We start from the raw sequence: 21,913 nt of genomic DNA, 5'->3' as shown, positions 1-21,913 counted from the left end.
TAACTATGCTCTAGTCTATTCTAGACAAAAGTAACTTACGATACAATATCTCGTTTTTTTGAGGACATATTTACCAATATAACTGGTAAATATTATGATAATCTTGGTATTGGTAAAAGTATACCGAGTGTCAATTCCATGAATAAAAATTACTCTCAGCCCTCTTTTCCAATCAAAAGAAGAAAGATACTAGCCTTAATTGCTACGGCATTTGCTACTCTGCTTCTTGCAATTGGCTTACCAACCGTCATTTCTCCCCCTGTCGTAGCACAATCAAATACCAACTTACTAATTTCTGCTGCTGCTAGTTTAAAAGAGGTACTCGAAGAAATTAAGCCTCTTTATCAACAAACTCAACCAAACGTCAATATTAGTTATAACTTTGGATCTTCTGGTGCATTGCAACAGCAAATTGAGCAAGGTGCGCCAGTGGATATCTTTATCTCTGCGGCTAAAAGACAAGTAGATGCTTTAGAACAAAAAGGATATTTGCTTGCCGGTACTCGTAATATCATTGCTAAAAACCGCCTAGTTTTGGTTGTACCTAAAAATGTTGTTAGTGTTTCTAGTTTTTACAACCTTAAAGATGAAAAAATCAAAAAAATTGCTATTGGTGAACCTCGAAGCGTACCCGCAGGACAATATGCACAACAAGTATTAGAAAAGTTAAATATTTGGAAAACAGTAAAACCAAAAATAGTTTACGCTAACAATGTGCGTCAAGTTCTAGCATCTGTAGAAAGTGGTAATGCTGATGCGGGTTTAGTTTATGTGACTGATGCCAAAATCTCCAATAAGGTAAAAGTTGTAGTTGCAGCCGATGAAAAATACCACTCGCCAATTATTTATCCATTAGCAGTTGTTAAACGCAGTAAAAATGTTGATACTGCTAAGGAATTTGCTCAATTTTTATCTGGTAATGAAGCAAGAGTTGTATTTCAAAAATACGGTTTTATTCTCCCTTAATTAGAGGATTTTCTAAATGCCTAGATTGGGAATAGGTTAAATAATTATCTGACCTATTACCCAATACCCAAGATAATTAATTATGATTCTGGTTCTACTGTTTCATGGTTAGTAACTTTTACCTGTTCTAATAAACGAGGCATCCAAGGTAAAGCTAGAAAAATTGCTGCTAAAACTAATAGAAATATAGAAAGTCCAAAAATTTGGTCGCGGGGAATTTCTAATACACCACGTAAAATTACCTCTCGTAAAGCTGAAACAATGGTAATTTCTACCGCTGCACCTACAGATATACTCCGCTCTTGTAGATAATCAACTAACAAGCGAAACAGTTCTACTAATATCAAAATGAACAAAATATCAGATGTTACTTGCCGTAAATCTAATGGATGTAGAAATGATAAAAACATATCTCCTAATCGGATGAGCATTACACAAAATAAACTCACGCAAAGGGAGATAACAATAATATCCTGAAAAAGTTCTAAATTACGGACAATTCTATCTCGTTTGAACCAACTATTTACTTCTATAAATATCCGCTTTGGCATGGTATTTCCAGAAAATCTAGGTTTCTATATTTCTATGATAATCAAGGATAAATAGAAAATTAATAAATAAAAATGTTATGTGTGAGCAGAATATAAATGGAAGTTAGAAACCATGCCTATACAAACCAACTCTGCGGAGGCAGACTAAAAACTATTAATTTAAATTGAACCCGAAATTGAACCCGAAATTGAACTCGCGCAGGCGGCCTTACCGGAGGTAAACCACTTCCTTATAATCGCAATCTCATATTCAGTAATAAATTATTTGAACCATCTTCTGTCAGCAGATATTTCACTAACTCCAATTTCCCAAGACGCGCCTTTATCAACAGGAGGAAATATACGGATAATTGCCATTTGGGAAAATTGCTTTAACTTCTTAGCAACATCAGGAATAGCATTGACAATATGCCAATACATTTCTCTATCAGGGCAAACAATAATTAAAATTAAACCACGGGAGTTAGTCTTGATACACCATTGACATTTTGATAATAAAACTTGAATAATGCGACCACAATTGACATAAAAATGTTTGCCAATAACTTCCTCTAAATTTCTTATTAGCATCTCATCAAGATATGTCACCTGAGAAGGTGGTAAATCATCTGGAGAAAGAGAATGTTTATTCATGGCTGAAGAAATTAATGTTGCACTATAAATTCACTGACGGGAAGACAAATAACACTATTAACCGAAATGCAGAAGATAAAAGGGAATGGGAAACGAGTGAGAAATTTTCCATCCCCTAACAACCAACCAATACAAAGAGGAAACCAGAGACTAAAGTATATAGAGTTATTTATGCATCAGGTACAGAAGGGAGATAATGGTAGGGAAAGTGGACTGGAATAAGTCCACTCTTAACAAAAGCATGAAAGCAAGCGCCTTACTTCTTGTTCTTGCTCCCAGAAATAATTTCTACATCACCTTTTTTCAGTGCTTCTAGTGCTTCTCCTTCAGCGTCTTCTTGCTTTTTGGTAGCATCTGCTTGAGTATTAGCAGCACTTATCAGTTTGGCTGCATTTTCTTCACTTTCGAGAATACCAAATTCAATCAACAAATCTTCTAACTCGTCCATTTCAATAGGTGTAGGAACAGCAAGATTTGTGTTGTTAATAATCTTGTCGGCTAATGTCCGGTATTCATTAGCTTGGTTGCTATCAGGTGCGTACTCGTTAACAGTCATCCGACGCAATTCTGCGTGTTGCACGATGTTGTCACGAGGCACAAAGTGAATCATTTGGGTACTCAATCTGGCTGCAAGTGTGCTAATCAGTTCGTCTTCCCGGTCAGTTTTACGACTATTACAAATCAAGCCACCTAAGCGCACACCGCCAGTATGAGCATATTTGAGAACACCGCGAGCAATGTTATTAGCTGCAAACATCGCCATCATTTCCCCAGAGGTAACAATGTAGATTTCTTGGGCTTTCCCCTCCCGAATTGGCATGGCGAAACCACCACACACAACGTCGCCTAATACGTCGTAAGATACGAAATCTACATCTTGGTAAGCACCGTTTTCTTCCAAGAAGTTGATAGCGGTAATGATACCTCGACCTGCACAACCTACACCAGGTTCAGGACCACCAGATTCGACGCATCTGATCCCCCGAAAGCCTGTGATTACGACTTCTTCTAGTTCCAAATCTTCCACTGCACCCCGTTCCGCAGCTAAGTGTAGGACGGTTGTTTGGGCTTTACAGTGGAGAATCAAACGGGTAGAGTCTGCTTTGGGATCACATCCGACAATCAAGATGCGTTGACCAACTTCAGCCATAGCAGCCAAAGTATTTTGGGAGGTGGTAGATTTACCGATACCGCCTTTACCGTAAAAAGCTATTTGTCTAATTTTTGGGTCGGACATAATATCTCCTATTTGGTGAATTAGTGATCATGAAAAGTTCACACTGTATGGTTACAGATGCGATTCCTTCGGAGCGCTTCGCTATCGCTTGCAGAACTTCGCAGGAGGTGCGCGTTCCACCGCAAACAGGGTAAAAATCCTGAACATATTTACAGTTTTGGTAAGTTTTTGTTGGTTATTAGTCAGTGTCTTTCATCTGTACTAATGACTAATAAGTAAAGTAAAGGCAGGTTAAATTGTATTGATGTGATGTGGATTAACCCACCCCTACGAAAATGGCTACATAACGATGCTGAATCTCAAATATTCCATCTCTCCGACTCTTACTCTCTGTGCCTGGAGCGCCTGGAGCGTGAGACAAAATCATACTTTCACACAGCAACGCCGAAAATTTAAACAGTTGCGACGACTTCCCCAATTTTACTGATATCATAGCCGCCGAGAATTTCTAATTGGGAGTGAACTAACCGATGTCCCAAGGTACTGAGTAATTGCTGTACTGGTGTTTCTTCCAGATATTCTTTGAGAATTACTAAGTCGTATCTTGATTGACGTAGGGGGATAAATCCTAACCCAAAAGCTGCCGCTACAGATGCCGTACTGATACCTGCATCAGCAAATCCAGAAGCGATCGCTTGAGCAACATCTTGGTGACTGGTTATAATCCGATCAAAGCCTTGAAGTTCATGGAATGGAACTTGTTCCTTTTCTAAAGTTTGTTCTAAAAGCAGCCGACTACCAGAACCTACTTCTCGGTTAACAATGGTTGCTCCCATTGCTAATAAATCGCTTAAAGTGCTGATTCCCTTGGGATTCCCCGATTGCACCATCAGTCCCTCTTCCCAAACTCCCAGAGTAATCAGAACAGCTTCTCTTCCAGCCAAAGCATCCCGGACAAACGGAGTATTATACTCTCCCGTTTTTGGATCATATAGGTGCATTCCAGCAATGTGAGCTTCACCTCTGCATAGACTGTGCAATGCAGCCATACTATTAGCGAAGTTATATTGTACTCGCAGTTGGGGATGCCAGCGTTCGGTAGCCCTAGCCCACAGAGAAATCACAGGGGAACATCCAGCGATAACGACGGTATTATAAAGAAAGTCCATATTATCGTCGAGAAGTCGAACACGTAGCTTATCTGTGTTACTCTCTCTGTGAGCCTCTCCATCAGCCGGAATCATATCTTGGCGAAAGGCATCTTTACCGATCAAAGGATAAGCTATCCATTGACCTCCTACCCGCGCTAGACTAACTCTTAGTTGTTGTACATCGGCAACAGGTTTGGCAAGAACGGCTTCAATTTCCGGTAAATCTCGCTCTAGCCAGAATAGATGCTCAACTTGACAGCCCAATGCTTTAGCCAGACGCAGTGTAATCTCAACTGAGGGAGCATATTGTCCCGACTCTACACCACTAATAGTTTGACGAGTTACACCCGCTATGTTTGCCAAGTCTTGTTGACTCATGGCTAAACGGGTTCTGATTGACTTCAAGTTATTACGGAGGCTACTATCCTGCTTCATTGGCTTTATCTCTTGGTTTCTCAAAGCCATAGCGGATTTAACTAAAATCGGCCAAGGCAAAAGCACGGTTAATATATATCATTTTTACTTGGATGATTTTTGTGCTTTCGCTCTCTTGATTCCCCATACACAAAGAATATCACAACATTTTGCTAATTTGCTTGCGAATCGCAAAATATTTTGCAAAAAAGTAAATTTTCATTAGTTGGTAATAGCTGTAATTCTTTTAAATAAAAGCTTTTCAGGATTTTAAATAGGCTGAAAATTCATATGCCTACCAATTAATTTGGTAAATAGTAGTAAAAAATACAGTTTTCTCCAGAAAATTCGGTTTTGATGATTTCTATAACGCACCGTTAACAATGAAGAGTTTTCAGGTGCAAGTGAAAAGATTTTCAACAATTAATGGTTAGCGGAACTGCAAAAGTTCTTTATCCTGGTTGCACTATTATGCACCAGTAATGGAGAGAATTATGATTACTGAAGAAAAATTAGCGGCTAACTTCAACACCATTATCGAAGAAATGCACCCGCGAGTATGGGAATTACTACAGCATTGTTATGTGAAAGTAATAACTCCTTGCTTTATGCGTTCTTGTGTTTCCCCGGTGCAGTATATTGGGATTTACTGTCCTCATGAAATTTTTGCATCTCTAGTAGTTGAAAAAAATTTACTCAGAGAAGTCGCCAAATATTTAGGACTAGCCGAAGTTGTTTGTTTAAATGCTACCAAACTACTGCGTGATCCCTTATCAAGGCTGAAAACAGATTATCCTCATTTGTGGTTAGAACTTATTTGGATTACCACAGAAGCACAAGAACATAGTTCTTAAATCTATTGGCAATAACCACAAAACTTAATATAGTTTTGTATCTTAATTGCTAAAGAAAATATGTGGAAAATTGATGGAAAGGACATACGAATTATATAAACATTCGTATAGGAGTGAACGGTTGTTACTTTGGAATATCTTAACATCTGACGTAACTCACTAATTGATTATAGAGGTATGCACTTGAATGAGTTACATCATAGTCCCCTCCTCGCTTGCGGGGAGGGGGTTGGGGGTGGGGTTCTTCTATCTCATCTCATTCAACAAAAGAACCGCTATATGCTGAATTATTTAGATTACGTCAGTCTATTGTTCTTTTGAAAAAGGACTAAATCCTATGACTAAACCATATCTATCTCCAGATGATTTGCCTTCTTATAAAACCACACAAATCAGTGAATTATTGCTCAGTCAACTGGAAGAAGTAACTAAAAAGCGATTTTTCCTAGCTTGTAATAGTGTGGTACGTATTTTATTATCTGGTTGCCATTGGTATTTCAAAGTCAATAGCGGTATTTTGATGTTAATCATGGTTTGTCATAATATTGAAAGTTACCAGAATATCATGACTACCGTTCCTTACTTAGTCGAAACGTTAAAACGGTTTGCTAATCAAGCCAAAATTAGTATTAGTTCACCAGTTAATAACGGTATACCTTGGATAATGATCATAGATGAGACATTATCAGAAGATGACTTGCCTAGTACATGAAAAGAGATTAACTAAATACTCAGATTCACAATAGTATTCTCTCTATGTACTTGTTTACGGCAGTTTTCATGTATTTAGACCACGTATTTACAGAATGTTGTGTGGTTCATTTACCTGAAAATTGCTGTAAGTCATGAATAATTCCGCCTTAAGTTACCAGAACTTATACATTGACAAAAAACTTGATCACGGTTTTATGAATTCATGGATGTGCTGGAAACCACAGGTAATCATGAGATAACCTGTAAATCTGCTGTCAGTGATGTTATAATTCTGTTTGTGTTTGAATAAACCAAAATTTATGGTAATTGATATTTTGGGTTTCTGAATACAGCTTTAGCGGCTAAGAGAAATATTTTCAAGTAGAGTAGCGTAAATAATTAAAGGTTTGTAGTCAGGGCTTCGTCCAGACTTTAAAGTCTCAAGTTTTCACTACAAAACAATTTAAAAATAATTACCTTACTTAATATAGTTTGATTTCTTTTCGCCTACTTAACTTAGATCCAAAAATCAGTTTATAAACAGGTACAAACGAGTTGATAAAATGAAACATCAAAAACAGCAAAAATTTGAGCAATTAGTAACAACAACTTTATTGATAATAGCAGGAATATTCACCTCTACAAATTCAAGAGTATTAGCACAACTAAAACCAGATAATACATTAGGTTCAGAAAATTCAGTAGTTAACAAAATTAACGAATTCAAAGACCTGATTAATGGTGGGGCTGCTAGAGGTACAAATTTATTTCACAGCTTTGAAAAATTCAATGTTGGTGAAAATAGAAGTGTGTATTTTGCCAATCCTGTAAATATTAAAAATATATTAACTCGTGTCACTGGTGGTAATGCGTCTAATATTTTCGGGAAGTTGGGAGTAGAGGGAACAGCAAATTTATTTTTAATTAATCCCAATGGGATAGTTTTTGGAAATCATGCCAGTTTAGATATTCGTGGTTCTTTTACTGCCACAACTGCTGATAGCATTAAATTAGGAGAAAATGGATTATTTAGCGCCACAGCACCAGCCACAAGTAATTTATTGACAGTCCAACCAGGTGCATTATTTATGAATGCGTTAAGAAATCAACAAGCCACTATTAATAATCAAGGTAATTTAACTGTTGCTAATGGGAAGAAATTGACTTTATTTGGTGCAAATGTCACCAACACAGGCACATTAACAGCAGCAGGAACAATTCAATTAACGGGTGCAGAAAATCTGAAAGTCAGGGGAAATATAGATACAAGTACATTATTACTTAAGACTAAAAATTTTACTATTGCAGAAAACAATCATGCAACAATTGATAAAACTACATTAGCAGGATTATCTGGAAATACAAATTTGATATTTCAGGCAATAAATGATATTACAATTAATCCTTTAAATAGTAATAGTTTAGAACTAGCTAATGGTAGCGGTATAATCAAATTTATTGCTGATGCTGATGGGAATGGTATCGGTAATTTTCAGATGGATATTGCTGATACTATTAAAACTCCTGGACGGAGTGTTGAGATTAAAGGTGTTAATTTAACTGTTGGTGATATTGATACTAGAGCCAAATTCGGTGGAGGAAATATAACTCTGACTGCACAGGGTGATATCACAACACAAAACCTATACTCCTCCTTATCTTTATCTCCAAGCACAGAAGGAGATGGCGGCAATATTACTCTCACTGCAAAGGGTGATATCACAACACAAAACCTAAACTCCTTCTCATTTTCAGGAGATGGCGGCAATATCACTTTCACTGCAAAGGGTGATATCACAACACAAAACCTAAACTCCTTCTCATTGTCAGGTTTAGGCACAGCAGGAAATGGTGGTAATATTACTTTCACTGCACAAGGTGATATCTCTACACAATCCCTTGACTCCTACTCATGGTCAGGTTCAGGCACAGCAAGAACTGGTGGTAATATTACTTTCACTGCACAAGGTGATATCACCGCACAAGACTTAAACTCCTCCTCATTTTCAAGTTTAGGCATCGCAGGAAATGGTGGTAATATTACTCTGTCTGCCACTGGTGGCATCACTACACAAGACCTCAACTCCTCCTCATTGTCACGTTTTAAAATCGCAGGAAATGGTGGAGGCATTACTCTCACCACCAATGAGGGTAATATCTCTACACAAAACCTATACTCCTTCTCATATTCAGGATTAGGCATCGCAGGAAATGGCGGGGGTATTACTCTGTCTGCTGGTGGAAATATTGGCAGAATCAGAGATAATGAAGATAGCCAGGAAGTCCCTGTTTTTTCTTCCTTTTCTGTTTCCAAAAACGGAAATTCTGCACAGGGTGGTAACGTTACATTAGCAGCTAAAAATCACATTACAAATTTAGAAATTTTAACTCTGTCCTCTTCCTCAAAATCTGGAGATGTTCAAGTTAAAGGTTTTGGCGATTTATCAGTGACAAATACTGGCATCATCACCAGTAAACAGGTGACCATTCACATTCCAATTTTTGGAGAAATTATCCTGAACGTTGATGGAGTTGGTCAATCAGGAAATGTAAATATTACCAGTACAGGTAATCTCACTTTCAAAGATAGTCGCATAGATAGCGACACTAACGGCAGTGATTCCGCAGGAAACGTAACTATCACCAGTCCTGGTACTGTCACCTTCAATAATAGTAAGATTGCCAGTAATACCAGCAGTGCAGGAAATGCTGGCAATATTCAAATTAATGCCAACAACTTAACCCTGACAAATGCTTCCGAAATCTCAGCTTCCACCACAGGAGACGGAAAAGCCGGAGACATCACCTTTAATACAGCCACCTTAACAGTAGCCAATGGCGGGAAAATCTTCGCCACAACTACAGGCAACGGTGATGGGGGTGCGATCGCTGTCAATGCACCCAATAGAGTTAACCTGGGTATCGGTGTCCAAGACTTTTCCCCTATTCTCTCCGTTGAAACCAGTGGTGCAGGAAAAGCCGGCGATATCATCATCAATACTCCTCACCTCACCGTATCCGATACCGCCCGCATTACCGCCACTGCAACTGCCACTGCGACAAACACCCAAGGCGGTGGTAGCATCACCTTAAATGCCTCTAAAATCAACCTAGCGGGCATTGTTGGCGTTTTTGCCGAAACCCAAGGACAAGCACCCGCAGGCACGTTAAAACTTAATCCTTATAACAACCAACCCGATTTAGATATTACCCTCTTCCCTAATTCCACTATTTCCGCTTCTACGATTGCTAGTGGTAACGGTGGTGACTTAATCATCACAGCACCGGAAAATATTAACATTACAGGAAAAGGAAAATTAGCAGTTGAAAGTAGAGGTAGCGGTGATGCTGGCAATATTCAAATTACCTCCCAAAATTTAAAGATTACCGATGGTGTGCAAATATCAGCTTCTACATCTGGTAGTGGTCAAGGCGGTAATATCAATATCAATACTAATAACTTGACTGCGAATACTGGAGGACAACTTCTTACTGCTACTTCTGGTAATGCTAAAGCTGGAAATATTAACCTTAAAGTAAAAGACAATATCACCTTAGATGGTAGCGAAACTGGACTATTTGCCAATACAGAAACAGGTTCAACTGATGATAGTGGGAGTATTGAAATCGACTCCCAAACCTTAATCATTAAAAACGGTGCAAGGATAGCAGTAAATAGTCAAGGAAGCGGTAAAGGTGGGAATATATCTGTAAAGGCTGGGTTACTAAGTTTGGATAATAAAGCCTTTATCAGTGCCGAAACTGCCAGTAACCAAGGGGGAGAAATAAATCTCAATATTCAAGATTTATTATTAATGCGAAATAACAGCCGCATCACAGCAACTGCTGGTACAGATGGTGCTGGAGGAGATGGAGGAAATATCAATATTAATACACCTTTTATTGTAGCATTTCCCCAAGAAAATAGCGATATTACTGCTAATGCTTATGAAGGAAATGGCGGAGAAATTAACATTACGACTAATGCCATTTTTGGATTAAAAGATCAACCACAAATAACCATAAGAAGTGATATTACGGCATCTTCTGAATTTGGATTAGCTGGAAATGTGCAGATCAATACGCCCGATGTAGATCCCACTTCTGGTTTAACAGAATTACCTGGTAATTTAGTCGATGCAGAATCATTATTAGGTAAAGATATTTGTTCCAAAGAACAACTTGCTAAAAACAGTTCTTTTACAATTACGGGAAAGGGTGGTTTACCTGCTGATTCTGATGAATACATTAGCAATTCACCAGGAATAGTAGAATGGGTTACTCGTTCAGGTAAGCAGGAAACAACACCTGTGGTGATGAGACAAAGAGAAGTAAATAAGAAGGAAAAAAATATTAACAATCGAGTAATTCAGCAAGCACAAGGATGGATAATTTCTACTGATGGTCGAGTTATTCTGACAGCAGATGTTCCAAAAGTTACGCCGCAAAGTTCAAGTATAACTCATCCTAATTGTCATATTTAGGAATTGCTGAAAACTCTATTTACTACTTAACCCTTACGCAAAGAATGTTGAATTTTGGATTGTTAAGCATCCATCTCCGCTAATTCTAACCAGCGTTCTGTCGCTACATCAATCGCTTTTTTGAGTGTTTCCACCTGTTCATAAAGCTTTTGGACTTGGGTATAATTGCCAGGAGAAACAGTTACTAGTGCTTTTTCTGCGGCTGCTTTTTCATCTTCCAATTTAGAAATTTTACCTTCTAACTGTTCAAATTCTTTTATTTCCCAATTAGATAATCTTCGGCGCTTTTTAGTTTCTGGTTCTGGAGATATAGGTGTTTGTTCAGTAGTATTTTTGGGCTTTTCTGTAGTATTAGCTATTTCTTGTTGTGCTGCTTCTTCAGCTTTTTTATAATCTAAATAAACTGAATAGTTACCGGGATATTGCTTTAAATTTCCACCGTCTTCCAGAGAAAATACAGTGTCTATCGTGCGGTCTAAAAAGTAACGATCATGGGAAACAACAATTACACATCCAGAAAAATCTTCTAAATATTCTTCTAATACAGCTAATGTTTGCACATCTAAATCATTAGTTGGTTCATCTAAAATCAAGACATTAGGCGCACTAATCAGTAAGCGTAACAGAAATAACCGCCGTTTTTCCCCCCCAGAAAGTTTATTTATTGGCGCATATTGCTGACTTCCAGGAAACAAAAACCGCTCTAACATTTGGGAAGCAGTAATTTTCGTACCGTCAGCTATTTGAATAAATTCGCCTTCTTCTTTGATGTAATCAATTACCCGTTGATTTTCGTTTATCTCTGTGAGTAATTCTTCAGAATGTTGGTCAAAATAACCAATGTGAATTGTACTACCAATTTCCACAGTTCCAGAATCAGGCTGAATCTGTCCGGTGATAATATTCATTAAAGTAGATTTACCCGCACCATTAGCACCAATAATCCCAATACGGTCTTCGGGGCTAAATTCGTAGGTAAAATTCTTAATCAAAATTCGGTCATCGTAAGCTTTACTAATGTTATTGAGTTCAATAACTTTTTTACCAATACGACGACTAACTGTAGAAATATCGACCTTACCCTGAGCTTGTTTAAACTCGGTATCACGCAATGCATGAGCGCGATCAATTCTGGCTTTTTGTTTTGTACTTCTCGCTTTTGGCCCGCGTTTGAGCCATTCTAATTCGCGCCGTAATACACCTTGATGTTTCCGTTGACTACTAAGAGCAGATTCTTCAGCTAAAGCTTTCTTTTCGAGATAATAGGAATAGTTACCTGTATAAGTGTAAATATCACCTCTATCAATTTCGATGATTCTATTAGTAACTCTATCTAGAAAATAACGGTCGTGGGTAATTAAGAAAAGCGCACCACGATAGCGACTTAAATAAGTTTGTAACCATTCTACCGACAGTGCATCAAGATGGTTTGTTGGTTCATCCATCAGCAATACATCTGGTTCTGCTAATAATGCTGTTGCTAGTGCAATCCGCTTGCGATAGCCTCCAGATAAAGTACCAACCTTGACATCAAAGTCAGCAATTCCTAATTTAGTGAGAATGATTTTGGCATTGGTTTCCAGTTCCCATGCACCAGTTTCGTCCATTTTTTGCATTACCGCAGAAAGACGAGACATGAGTAGACTATCTTCGGGATAATGAGCTAATTTATCGGAAAGTTCTTCATACTCCCGTACCAAAGCCATATGTTCACCACTGTCAGCAAATATTTGCTCTAAAACTGTGCGGTTTTCATCTACATCTGGTTGTTGGGGTAAGTAGATAATTTTAGAACCAGAGTTAACTAAAATTTGACCGCTATCAATTGATTCTAGCCCAGCGATCATTTTTAATAATGTTGATTTACCAGAACCGTTAGTACCAATTAATCCCACTTTATCGGTGATATCAAGGCTAAAACTGGCATCTTTTAAGATTTCTTTAATTCCAAAATCTTTCTGAACTGACTGTAATGTAATAATGCTCATAAAATTTGAGTTTTTAGTAATTAGTTGTTAGTTATTTTGTGGGCATTGCCCACTATATGAAGCAGTAGATTTGTGATCAATGCTATACAAATAAATCAAGGGGTAAATGTCCATACATTTCGTTGATTCCTGCTTCTTCATAAGATTGACAAGAAACTAATACTCCCCGATGATGCCCAAAATAAGAATCGAGATAACACAGTCCATTTTTACCATTCAATTTGATATAAACTGGTCCATCAGGTGTTTGTAAATTGCTGGGCGCTTCATAGTGAAAAGCATGAGAATAGGTTTTCATAGCCAAAATTCCTTCCTCTGCTGTATCAGCACAAATTCCTAAAATTTGGTAATCTGAAAGGCTGGCCATGAAAATTAATGCCTGACGAGTTAAAACTTTTTCGGAGGGTTTAAGAACAGGCGCAATATCTAAACAGTTAAACTTGTTGAGGATTTTTTTGGCTTCTTCCACGGTGAGGTTATGATTTTTAGGATTAGGCATATATTTCGTCTCAGAAGTGTTGCTGTGGTTGTGAAGATGGGATTTGCCCACCTTACTAGTATTTCTGACTGAAATCAAGATTGATTTGATAACTTTCCTAAGTTGAAAATGAATGGAATGCTACCTTGGGAACCTTCACCCATAACTAGTACATTTGGCATTTGTGCGCCCCCACTTTTCCAAGCTTCAATTGCTTCTTTTTGCAAAACCAATTGTCCTCCTTGGGCTTTGAGAGTTTCGGCTAAGAGTCTTTGGGCTTCGGCTCTACCTTTGGCGCGATTAATATCAGCCTGGGCTTCTTGTTCAGCTTCTCGTGCTATATAGACGGCTCTTTGCGCTCGCTGTTCCGCAATTTGTTTTTCTTCAACTGCTCTGGCAAATTCTGGGGAGAAAGCCAAATCTACTACACTTGTATCTAAGACAATTATTCCATATTTTTCTAAGCGATTGCCTAAGGCAGTATCAAAATCTTCTTTTAGTTCACTTCTTTTGGTAATTGCTTCTTCTACTGTTCTTCTAGCTGCTGCGATTTTAAATGCCTCTTGTGTTTGGGGGGCAATAATTTTGGAGACGATATTTTCTAAAGTACCTTGTTTCCTTCTCACCTGAACTACTTGGCTAGGATCAAGCCGAAAGTTAATAGCAAATCTTGCTGATAAATTTTGTAGGTCTTTGGTAGAACTTTCCGCTGGAACTTCAAATTTTTGTACCGTCAAATCATACACATCTATCACGGAAATAAATGGTGGTTTTATATGAATACCTTCTAACAATGCCCCATCTGTAGCTTTACCCAAAATGCTGATTACTCCCGCTTGTCCTGGGTTAATAATCACAAAAGAATTAAGTCCGAAAAGTACTAATGTTGCTAATACAATTCCGAAAACGGTAGTTTGCCAATTCCCTAGTTGTTTAGTGTTCAAATTTCTATCTCCTAGTTAGTATTGAGTGCTGATTTTTGAGTAAAGTAACACATTTAGCTCAAATACCTGCACAGTCTGCGGCGTTGAACTGAGTTTTTATAGGACACACTCTAAAGTTATTGTACTTAACTGAGTACTCAAGACTGATAAAATTGATTGTGTGGTAATATTTAGCTACAAGCATTTGTAAACGGCTGTGGGTATAGGATTTAAATCTAACTCGGAATCAAGAAGGCGTAGACATTCTGTACATCCACTCCAACGCCTGTTTGACTATGGAGATAGGTATCATCGGCAGATTTGGCTGGCAATTGCTGCTTCTATCCTGAATAAAATTTTTGACTTAGCACCACCAGCATTAATCGGTATTGCGGTGGATGTGGTCGTTAAGCAGCAGGATTCTTTTATTGCTCAGTTGGGTGTCAAATATATTTCTGGGCAATTTTTGATTTTGTCTATCCTGACTGCCATTACTTGGATATTAGAATCATTTTTTGAGTATCTCTACAAATTGTTGTGGCGAAATTTGGGGCAAAATATTCAACATAATTTGCGACTCGATGCATATAAACACCTACAAGAATTGGAATTAGCTTATTTTGAAGAACGTAGTACTGGCGGTTTAATGTCCATCCTCAGTGATGATGTTAACCAACTAGAGCGTTTTTTAGATGTGGGTGCAAACGATATTATTCAAGTAGTTACAACTATTGTCATCATTAGCAGTGCATTTTTTATTTTAGCTTCTAGTGTGGCATGGATGGCAATGTTGCCTATGCCTTTTATTTTGGGTGGTTCGGTAGCTTTTCAGAAATTACTAGCACCTCGCTACGCTGAAGTACGGGAAAAAGTTGGTTTGCTGAATGGTAGGTTATCACATAATCTCAGCGGGATTACTACTATTAAAAGTTTTACGGCTGAAGATTATGAAGCCAAACGCTTAGAATTTGAAAGTGATGCTTATCGCCAAAGTAACTCTAAGGCAATTTCTCTGTCTGCGGCTTTTATTCCTTTAATTCGGATCTTCATTTTAACAGCTTTCACGGTGTTGTTAGTATTCGGGGGAATGGAAGCAGTAGAGGGAAGATTAGCTGTAGGTGCTTACAGTTCATTAGTATTTTTAGTTCTGCGTTTACTTTGGCCTTTGACTAGATTAGGAGATACCTTTGATTTATACCAAAGAGTAATGGCTTCTACTAATCGGGTAATGAATTTGTTAGATACTCCCATTGAAATTCATACAGGAAATATCAATTTACCGATAGATTTGGTAAGCGGTGCGGTGGAATTTCAAAATGTGACTTTTGCTTATAAAGATAGATCCCCAGTAATTAAAAGCCTCTCTTTGGAAATACCTGCTGGAAATACAATTGCCATTGTTGGTTCTACGGGTTCAGGAAAAAGCACTTTAGTTAAACTTTTATTACGGTTGTATGAAGTTCAAAACGGCAAAATAACTGTAGATGGCATTAATTTACAAAGTTTAAATTTACGTGATTTACGTCGTTGTATTGGTTTGGTAAGTCAGGATGTGTTTTTATTTCATGGTACGGTAGCTGAAAATATTGCTTATGGGACTTTTAATGCCAACAATGAAGATATCATGATGGCAGCGAAAGTGGCAGAAGCAGATGATTTTATTATGCGTTTGCCCCAAGGTTATGAGACAATTGTGGGGGAGAGAGGGCAAAAGTTATCTGGTGGACAAAGACAACGGATTGCCATAGCACGCGCAGTGTTAAAAGATCCACCAATTTTAATCTTAGACGAAGCGACCTCAGCAGTGGATAATGAGACAGAAGCCGCTATCCAGCGTTCTCTAGAACGGATTACCGTCAATCGGACGACAATTGCGTTCACGTAGTGTACCGTAGGTAATCGCTCATCGTCTTTCTACTATCCGCAATGCTGATTGCATTTATGTCATGGAACACGGACAATTAGTAGAGTCAGGAACCCATGAACAACTGTTAGAGAAAGATGGCATTTATACAAGTCTCTGGCGCGTCCAGTCAGGTTTAAAATAAAAGTCTTAAATTACGAATTACGAATTACCTATGATGTTTGGTAGTACTCAACCGGAAACAGAAGATAACAAATGGCGGCGACAATTGGATAGATTTGTCAAAGCAAATCAGCAAGAATTGGCTGCATTATTTTGGGGATTGAGGTTAGAACATGGTGATAGTCAAGGTACTATTGGTATTGATTTATTACCAAAGCCACATTTTGTTTATTGTCCCCAAGCTGAGATAGAAAAACTAAATGATCGAGTTGAAAATCGGTTACAAGAACTTCTAGGAATTATTGATAATAATAAACCAGAAACGGAAGTTGTCATGATTGGTATTGGTAAGGGGGAGGTTAAATTAATTCAATTTGCACCTGAACCCAAACCGCAAGTTTGTTTTGAACAAGTTGGTAAGGATGTGGATGGGTTATTAGAATTGTTGGAGGAGAGGATGATTAAGGAGATTGTTTTTTAACGCAGAGGTACGCTAAGGTAAGCGCGGAGGTACGCTGAGGATTTATTGGAGAGACGTTATATCCAACGTCTCCACATTTTTAAACTGCTACATCTGTATGAGAATTCTTAATTTGATGATTTGCAATCATTTTCATTCCCCCAGGTGCAGCTAAAGTTAAACCCCGACGTACAGGATTAACAGGATGCTTATTTAATAGCGAAAGTTGAAAATGTGAAAGAATAGTTGCTAATACTATTTTCATTTCATATTGAGCAAATGCTAAACCAATGCAACGACGATTTCCCCCACCAAAAGGTAAGTATTCATAAGGTGAAAATTGTCTTTCTAAAAAGCGTTCTGGTTTAAATTGTTTGGGTTGGGGATAAACTGATTCTCGATGATGTGCAAGGTAAATATTGGGGATTATAAATGTTCCTTCTGGTAATTTATAACCCATAATCTCAATCGGAGTTTTGACAACTCGCAGGAAACCTGCCATCACAATAGGGTAAATTCGCAGTGTTTCTTGACAAACTGCTGTTAAATAGGGAAGTTTAGCGATTTGGCTGAGTTCTGGATTGACTCCCAAAGAGTTTATTTCCTGTAGTAATCTTTCTCGCACTTGTGGTAATCTATCCAACCAGTAAAATGCCCAGGTTAACGCGGAAGCGGTGGTTTCATGTCCCGCTACTAAAACAGTCATTAACTCATCGTGTAATTCTTGATCTGACATTCCTTGACCTTCTTGGTCACGAGCCGCCATCATTAAACTGAGGATATCTTGACGGTTTTGATCTGGTTCTGCTCGACGTTGCTGAATTAAAGTATAAATTAGTTCGTCAATATGTTTTTGTTGGCGCACAATCCAACCCCAAGGACTCCAAGCACCAAGGTCTTTTTGCATGAACCGAAAAAAGAAGGCGCTGGACATAATCGGTGATGTCATGAAGTCTAACAGGGAACAGAGCGATCGCCTCAATTCTTCAAACATCTCTCCTTCATCTAAGCCAAATATTACCCGTAATATTACCCGCAAGGTGATTTCTTGCATGGATTCTCGGATATTGAAAGGCTTACCCATCTGCCAGTTATCACATACTTGTCGGGTAATTTCCTGGATATCTTGACCATAAGCCCGCATTCGTTCACCATGAAAGGGAGGAGCTAATAATTGCCGTTGACGTTGGTGGGGTTCTCCATCCATTAACAACAAAGAGCGATCGCCCAACAAAAATCTTAAACCCCTATTCCATCTCCCCACCTCAAAATGACTAGGATCAGCAGTAAAAATCTGCTCTAATGCTTCTGGTTCGCTGAAGTATACCAAATAGCTATCCCCAGAACCTGATAGTGTAAAGCTATCACCATAGATTTTGGCAAAATTTTCCACATACTCCACTGGCTGCATGACAAACTTCATTCTTCTGAGCCAAAGCGGCATTTTAACTAGCTGTGGTAAGCTGTTGGTTACTGTCATAGTTATTTGCTCGCATTCACATCTTCTAAATTTTAACAGGGGCAATTTTTTGAGATTGTAAGTCCCCAAAAAGCGGTACATTTGTGTAATAACAACTTGAAATAGTTAGTAATTTTAATCCCAAATCTAAAAACCCAAATTGATATCAGGTTGGTTCGGAAGTAAACAGTGCCAAAAATCATCGCTATCCTTAATGGTAAAGGAGGAGTCGGTAAAACGACTACCGCAGTCAACTTAGCTGCTAACTTTGCCCAAGATAAAAAAGTCCTTCTGATTGATGCAGATGTTCAAGGTTCTGCTAGTTGGTGGTTTCGACGCAATCAGCAGGGAATGGGATTTGATTTGGCTCAAGATACAAATCCACAACTTTTAGGTGAATTACCAAAGATTACAAGCTACGATTTAGTAATAGTAGATACGCCTCCAGCATTGCGTTCTGAAGCTTTAGCGGCGGTAGTAGGGATTGCAGATTATCTGGTTTTACCCACACCCCCAGCAGCAATGGATTTAGCTGTCCTGATTGAGACAGTTAGACAAGCCGTTATCCCTATGGGTACTCCCCATCGGGTACTGTTAACTAAAGTCGATACGCGTAGTTCAGGAGAAGCACTAGAAGCACAAAAAACTCTTTTACAACTAGGTATTCCAGTTTTTAATACTTTTATTCGTACCTATAAAGCTCATGAAAGAGCCACCCTTGAGGGTGTAGCAATTACTCAATGGCGAGGAAAAAACGCACGGGAAGCAGAATCTGATTACCGTCGTGTGGCTGATGAATTAATACATGATTGGAGAAAATAATGGCTAAGAAAAATCTTTCTGATTTACTACAAGAAGAAGCACAAAAATTTACACCCCAAGTTGGAGACTCTGCAATTGAAGTCACTGCACAAGAAGTTATTGAAGACAATTCTTTACCCGTGCAAGAAGAGTCAACACCAACTTCTACCAAGCGCACCATTCCTACTAAAGCAGATTTAGAAGTCATGATTAAAGAATTAACTGCCAACTTGGAAAAAGCCCAGAAAAAAGAAGTTTATCTCAAGGAGCAAATTAGTGAACTGAAAACAGATTTATCTGTACAGAAAGCTTTGGGAGAAAAGTTAACAACTGAACTTTATGAAACTAAAAAAACAGCCCTACAATTAGCAGAATCCAATTCTAAGTTAATAACAGAAATTAATGAATTAAAGAAAGTTAACGAACCTGTCCAAGAAGTTGTCAAAGAAACCTTCAGGGAACCTGTCAAAGAAACTTCCAGATCTTTATCCATTAACCCTAAAAAATCACACAGATCTCCTGAAAGACTCCAAGAAAAGCCCAACCAATCAAATGATAATTTTGCTGACAATACTTGGTTGTACGATTAAAATCTAACCTCGAAATTCTAAAATATGTTGGGCAGTGATTTCGGGTTTTTCCAAGTGTGGAATATGACCACAATCTTGAATCCAAATCAGTTGACTTTGGGGAATTGCCTTTTTAAATTTCTGAGCATCCCCAGTCCCCAAAATTTTATCACTATCACCCCATAAAACTAGCGTTGGTTGATCAATTTGCGAGAGTTGCTGAAATTTAAAAGCACTGTAACCACCACTTTTAGTAAAAGCAATCAACGCCTGATTCCAATTAGGCATTTTTAAGTGTAAATCCCCACAGCGTAAAGCATCTAGGGAGATAAGATTAGGGTTCTTGTAAGCACTACGACAAATGCGATCGCGCACTTTCGGATTTCGCAAAAACTCAGTCGCTAAAGAATATAACGGCGCAAACATCAATTTACTTAAAGCTGAACCACCCTTCAACCCCGCACTGTCGATTAACACAAGTTTTTGCACTACTTCCGGGTAAGTCAGGGTAAAATCAATTGCGGCTGCACCACCCATAGAAGCACCAACCAAAATGACAGGTTGGTTAATCAGGGTTTTCCAAAAATAATATAGATGAGTTTTAATAGCCATCGGGCTGTAATCAAGCCCTGGAACTCTATCTGTAAAGCCAAACCCCAATAAATCCACCGCCCAAGTTTCATTCTCTTGGGCTAACAAGGGTAAAAGCCGCCGAAATTCCAGAATAGAACTGTCGAAACCGTGAATTAATAAAATCGGTGTACCGCCACTACCTTTATTTACATAGGTGGTGGTGATTGGTTCTTTGCTTAGAAAAGTAAGGATACCTTGACTTTGGATATTTTGAGCCAAAGCAATAGATGTTGGTTCACTCAGTTGCCCAACTGCGGCAGGTAAAAAACTTGGAAACATAAACATCAGTTTACCTGACAACTGACCACTGAGAATCAAAAAAGAAAATTTTCCTAAATGTTAAACCTGTCACCATTGCCTCGTACAATAAATATTGCTTATCCCTGACTTAGGAGAGTGAAGCCATGCCAATGGCGGTTGGCGTAATTGAAACTTTAGGTTTTCCAGCAGTACTCGCATCAGCCGATGCAATGGTAAAATCTGCCGCTGTCACAATCGTATATTATGGTATAGCGGAAAGCGGTCGCTTATTAGTGGCCGTCAGGGGACACGTTGCAGAAGTCAGAACAGCAGTTGAAGCCGGAATTGCCGCAGGAGAAGAAGTTTATGGTGGGCAAGTCATTACCCATTACATTGTTCCCAATCCCCCGGAAAATGTGGAAACAATTCTACCCATCCACTTCACCTCAAAATCCGAACCTTTTCGTCTGTTCTAAGTAAGTTCGCTATCAAAGTTGGCAGCATAACTTCTTAAAAATAATTTGTAGCCCTCACATAACTTTTATTCATACAGGAGAACAATAATGTCACTACAGGCAGTCGGCGCACTTGAAACCAAGGGTTTTCCCGCAGTACTCGCAGCCGCAGATGCAATGGTAAAAGCTGGAAGAGTAACCCTTGTTGGTTATATCAGAGTTGGTAGCGCCCGTTTTACAGTCAATATCCGGGGTGATGTTTCTGAAGTTAAAGCGGCTATGGCTGCTGGCGTGGAAGCCGCAGAGAACGTTTATGGCGGTACTCTAGAGTCTTGGGTAATTATTGCTCGTCCCCATGAGAACGTTGAAGCTGTTCTGCCCATCGCTTACACCGCAGATGTTCAACAGTATCGGGAATCGGTAGAAAATCCTATCGTTAGATCATCCAACTAAAGATAAATTCGGTGAATCACAAAGTTATTTGTTGAAGCCAATTATGGCGTGTCCGGTGTAGGGAAAAGGGAATTGGTAAATGCATTTAATAGTTATTTAGAGTGTTTAAAGTTAATTTTGTAGTTCAAAAAGCTTTTTTACCTAATTAACCGGAATATATGCCCAAAAAATCTAAATATATTCTCGAACCTACAACCTAGTCTTCAGCAACAACTTATTAATTTGCTGAAATTTAAAAATCCAGAGTCCATAGTCAAGATGAGATATTGACTATGGACTCTAAATTTGTTGACAAATTTAACAAATGTATAGTTTTGTTACTACTCCAACCAGAAAGAATTACTTAAATATAGTGATCTCGATCACAATACACTTACGTCCTACTTATAGTAATATTCTAGGACTTACGCATTGACAGAATGACAAAATAGTGCATTTATAAATATGGGTCATCTAGTCATAGGTATCGGACAATTAGAGAAATAAGTAAACCATCCACAGCACA

18 protein-coding genes and 1 pseudogene are annotated in these 21,913 nt (G+C 38.4%); 10 read left to right on the top strand and 9 right to left on the bottom strand.

Annotated features, from left to right (window positions below; all coding sequences use genetic code 11):
- Nucleotides 1-171 precede the first annotated feature (171 nt).
- Nucleotides 172-966: a molybdate ABC transporter substrate-binding protein gene (gene modA / locus H6G68_RS08990; protein WP_190906405.1), complete on the top strand. Its 795-nt coding sequence runs from the start codon at nt 172-174 to the stop codon at nt 964-966.
- Between the two features lie 80 nt (nt 967-1,046).
- On the opposite strand, the gene H6G68_RS08985 is transcribed toward modA, so the two are convergent.
- The 4 genes from H6G68_RS08985 to H6G68_RS08970 all read right to left on the bottom strand — a co-directional run bounded on the left by H6G68_RS08985 (nt 1,047) and on the right by H6G68_RS08970 (nt 4,913).
- Entirely contained in the window at nt 1,047-1,517 is a 471-nt protein-coding gene (locus H6G68_RS08985) for a phosphate-starvation-inducible PsiE family protein (protein ID WP_190906323.1), read from the bottom strand.
- A 261-nt stretch (nt 1,518-1,778) separates the two neighbouring features.
- Nucleotides 1,779-2,150, bottom strand: coding sequence for a hypothetical protein (locus H6G68_RS08980; RefSeq protein WP_190906322.1), 372 nt, complete (start codon nt 2,148-2,150; stop codon nt 1,779-1,781).
- A gap of 256 nt (nt 2,151-2,406) precedes the next feature.
- Nucleotides 2,407-3,387 (bottom strand): nitrogenase iron protein, encoded by a 981-nt coding sequence (nifH, locus tag H6G68_RS08975; protein WP_190906321.1) that lies wholly within the window; start codon nt 3,385-3,387, stop codon nt 2,407-2,409.
- A gap of 392 nt (nt 3,388-3,779) precedes the next feature.
- Nucleotides 3,780-4,913: a substrate-binding domain-containing protein gene (locus H6G68_RS08970; RefSeq protein ID WP_190906320.1), complete on the bottom strand. Its 1,134-nt coding sequence runs from the start codon at nt 4,911-4,913 to the stop codon at nt 3,780-3,782.
- A gap of 473 nt (nt 4,914-5,386) precedes the next feature.
- Between H6G68_RS08970 and H6G68_RS08965 the strand changes: the two genes are divergently transcribed.
- The 3 genes from H6G68_RS08965 (at nt 5,387) to H6G68_RS08955 (ending at nt 10,923) form a co-directional block, all read left to right on the top strand.
- Nucleotides 5,387-5,746, top strand: coding sequence for a hypothetical protein (locus tag H6G68_RS08965; RefSeq protein ID WP_190906319.1), 360 nt, complete (start codon nt 5,387-5,389; stop codon nt 5,744-5,746).
- 337 nt (nt 5,747-6,083) lie between these two features.
- Nucleotides 6,084-6,458, top strand: coding sequence for a hypothetical protein (locus tag H6G68_RS08960; protein ID WP_190906318.1), 375 nt, complete (start codon nt 6,084-6,086; stop codon nt 6,456-6,458).
- Nucleotides 6,459-7,002: 544 nt separating this feature from the next.
- On the top strand, nt 7,003-10,923 hold the full coding sequence (locus H6G68_RS08955; RefSeq protein ID WP_190906317.1) for a two-partner secretion domain-containing protein: 3,921 nt from the start codon (nt 7,003-7,005) through the stop codon (nt 10,921-10,923).
- A 62-nt stretch (nt 10,924-10,985) separates the two neighbouring features.
- Here the strand turns inward: H6G68_RS08955 and H6G68_RS08950 are convergent, their stop codons facing one another.
- The 3 genes from H6G68_RS08950 to H6G68_RS08940 form a co-directional block, all read right to left on the bottom strand.
- Complete coding sequence (locus H6G68_RS08950) at nt 10,986-12,911, bottom strand: ABC-F family ATP-binding cassette domain-containing protein (RefSeq protein WP_190906316.1); 1,926 nt, start codon at nt 12,909-12,911, stop codon at nt 10,986-10,988.
- Between the two features lie 82 nt (nt 12,912-12,993).
- Nucleotides 12,994-13,410: a DUF1824 family protein gene (locus tag H6G68_RS08945; protein ID WP_190906315.1), complete on the bottom strand. Its 417-nt coding sequence runs from the start codon at nt 13,408-13,410 to the stop codon at nt 12,994-12,996.
- 74 nt (nt 13,411-13,484) lie between these two features.
- Nucleotides 13,485-14,333, bottom strand: a complete 849-nt coding sequence (locus H6G68_RS08940) for a prohibitin family protein (RefSeq protein ID WP_190906314.1) — start codon at nt 14,331-14,333, stop codon at nt 13,485-13,487.
- 196 nt (nt 14,334-14,529) lie between these two features.
- On the opposite strand from H6G68_RS08940, the pseudogene H6G68_RS08935 reads away from it, so the two are divergent.
- Both H6G68_RS08935 and ccmS read left to right on the top strand, forming a co-directional pair.
- Nucleotides 14,530-16,360: pseudogene (locus H6G68_RS08935) on the top strand (ABC transporter ATP-binding protein).
- Nucleotides 16,361-16,390: 30 nt separating this feature from the next.
- Entirely contained in the window at nt 16,391-16,819 is a 429-nt protein-coding gene (gene ccmS, locus H6G68_RS08930) for a beta-carboxysome assembly chaperone CcmS (protein ID WP_190906313.1), read from the top strand.
- A gap of 79 nt (nt 16,820-16,898) precedes the next feature.
- Here the strand turns inward: ccmS and H6G68_RS08925 are convergent, their stop codons facing one another.
- Complete coding sequence (locus H6G68_RS08925) at nt 16,899-18,278, bottom strand: cytochrome P450 (RefSeq protein WP_190906312.1); 1,380 nt, start codon at nt 18,276-18,278, stop codon at nt 16,899-16,901.
- Nucleotides 18,279-18,446: 168 nt separating this feature from the next.
- On the opposite strand from H6G68_RS08925, the gene H6G68_RS08920 reads away from it, so the two are divergent.
- Nucleotides 18,447-19,079: a nucleotide-binding protein gene (locus H6G68_RS08920; RefSeq protein ID WP_190906311.1), complete on the top strand. Its 633-nt coding sequence runs from the start codon at nt 18,447-18,449 to the stop codon at nt 19,077-19,079.
- Complete coding sequence (locus tag H6G68_RS08915) at nt 19,079-19,648, top strand: hypothetical protein (RefSeq protein WP_190906310.1); 570 nt, start codon at nt 19,079-19,081, stop codon at nt 19,646-19,648. The genes H6G68_RS08920 and H6G68_RS08915 overlap by 1 nt, the downstream gene beginning before the upstream one ends.
- Nucleotides 19,649-19,651: 3 nt before the next feature.
- Here H6G68_RS08915 and H6G68_RS08910 read toward each other — a convergent pair whose 3' ends face one another.
- Nucleotides 19,652-20,539, bottom strand: a complete 888-nt coding sequence (locus H6G68_RS08910) for an alpha/beta fold hydrolase (protein ID WP_190906309.1) — start codon at nt 20,537-20,539, stop codon at nt 19,652-19,654.
- A 125-nt stretch (nt 20,540-20,664) separates the two neighbouring features.
- Here H6G68_RS08910 and H6G68_RS08905 point away from each other — a divergent pair, with 125 nt between their 5' ends.
- Together H6G68_RS08905 and H6G68_RS08900 are read left to right on the top strand one after the other, a co-directional pair.
- The gene (locus H6G68_RS08905; protein ID WP_190906308.1) at nt 20,665-20,976 is read left to right on the top strand and encodes a carbon dioxide-concentrating mechanism protein CcmK; all 312 of its coding nucleotides are present in this window, start codon (nt 20,665-20,667) and stop codon (nt 20,974-20,976) included.
- Nucleotides 20,977-21,063: 87 nt separating this feature from the next.
- Nucleotides 21,064-21,408, top strand: a complete 345-nt coding sequence (locus H6G68_RS08900; protein ID WP_127052217.1) for a carbon dioxide-concentrating mechanism protein CcmK — start codon at nt 21,064-21,066, stop codon at nt 21,406-21,408.
- Nucleotides 21,409-21,913 lie beyond the last annotated feature (505 nt).

Source organism: Anabaena catenula FACHB-362, from assembly GCF_014698735.1.
Classification (GTDB): Bacteria; Cyanobacteriota; Cyanobacteriia; order Cyanobacteriales; family Nostocaceae; genus Anabaena; species Anabaena variabilis_A.
This window is presented reverse-complemented; position numbering and strand designations above follow the sequence as displayed.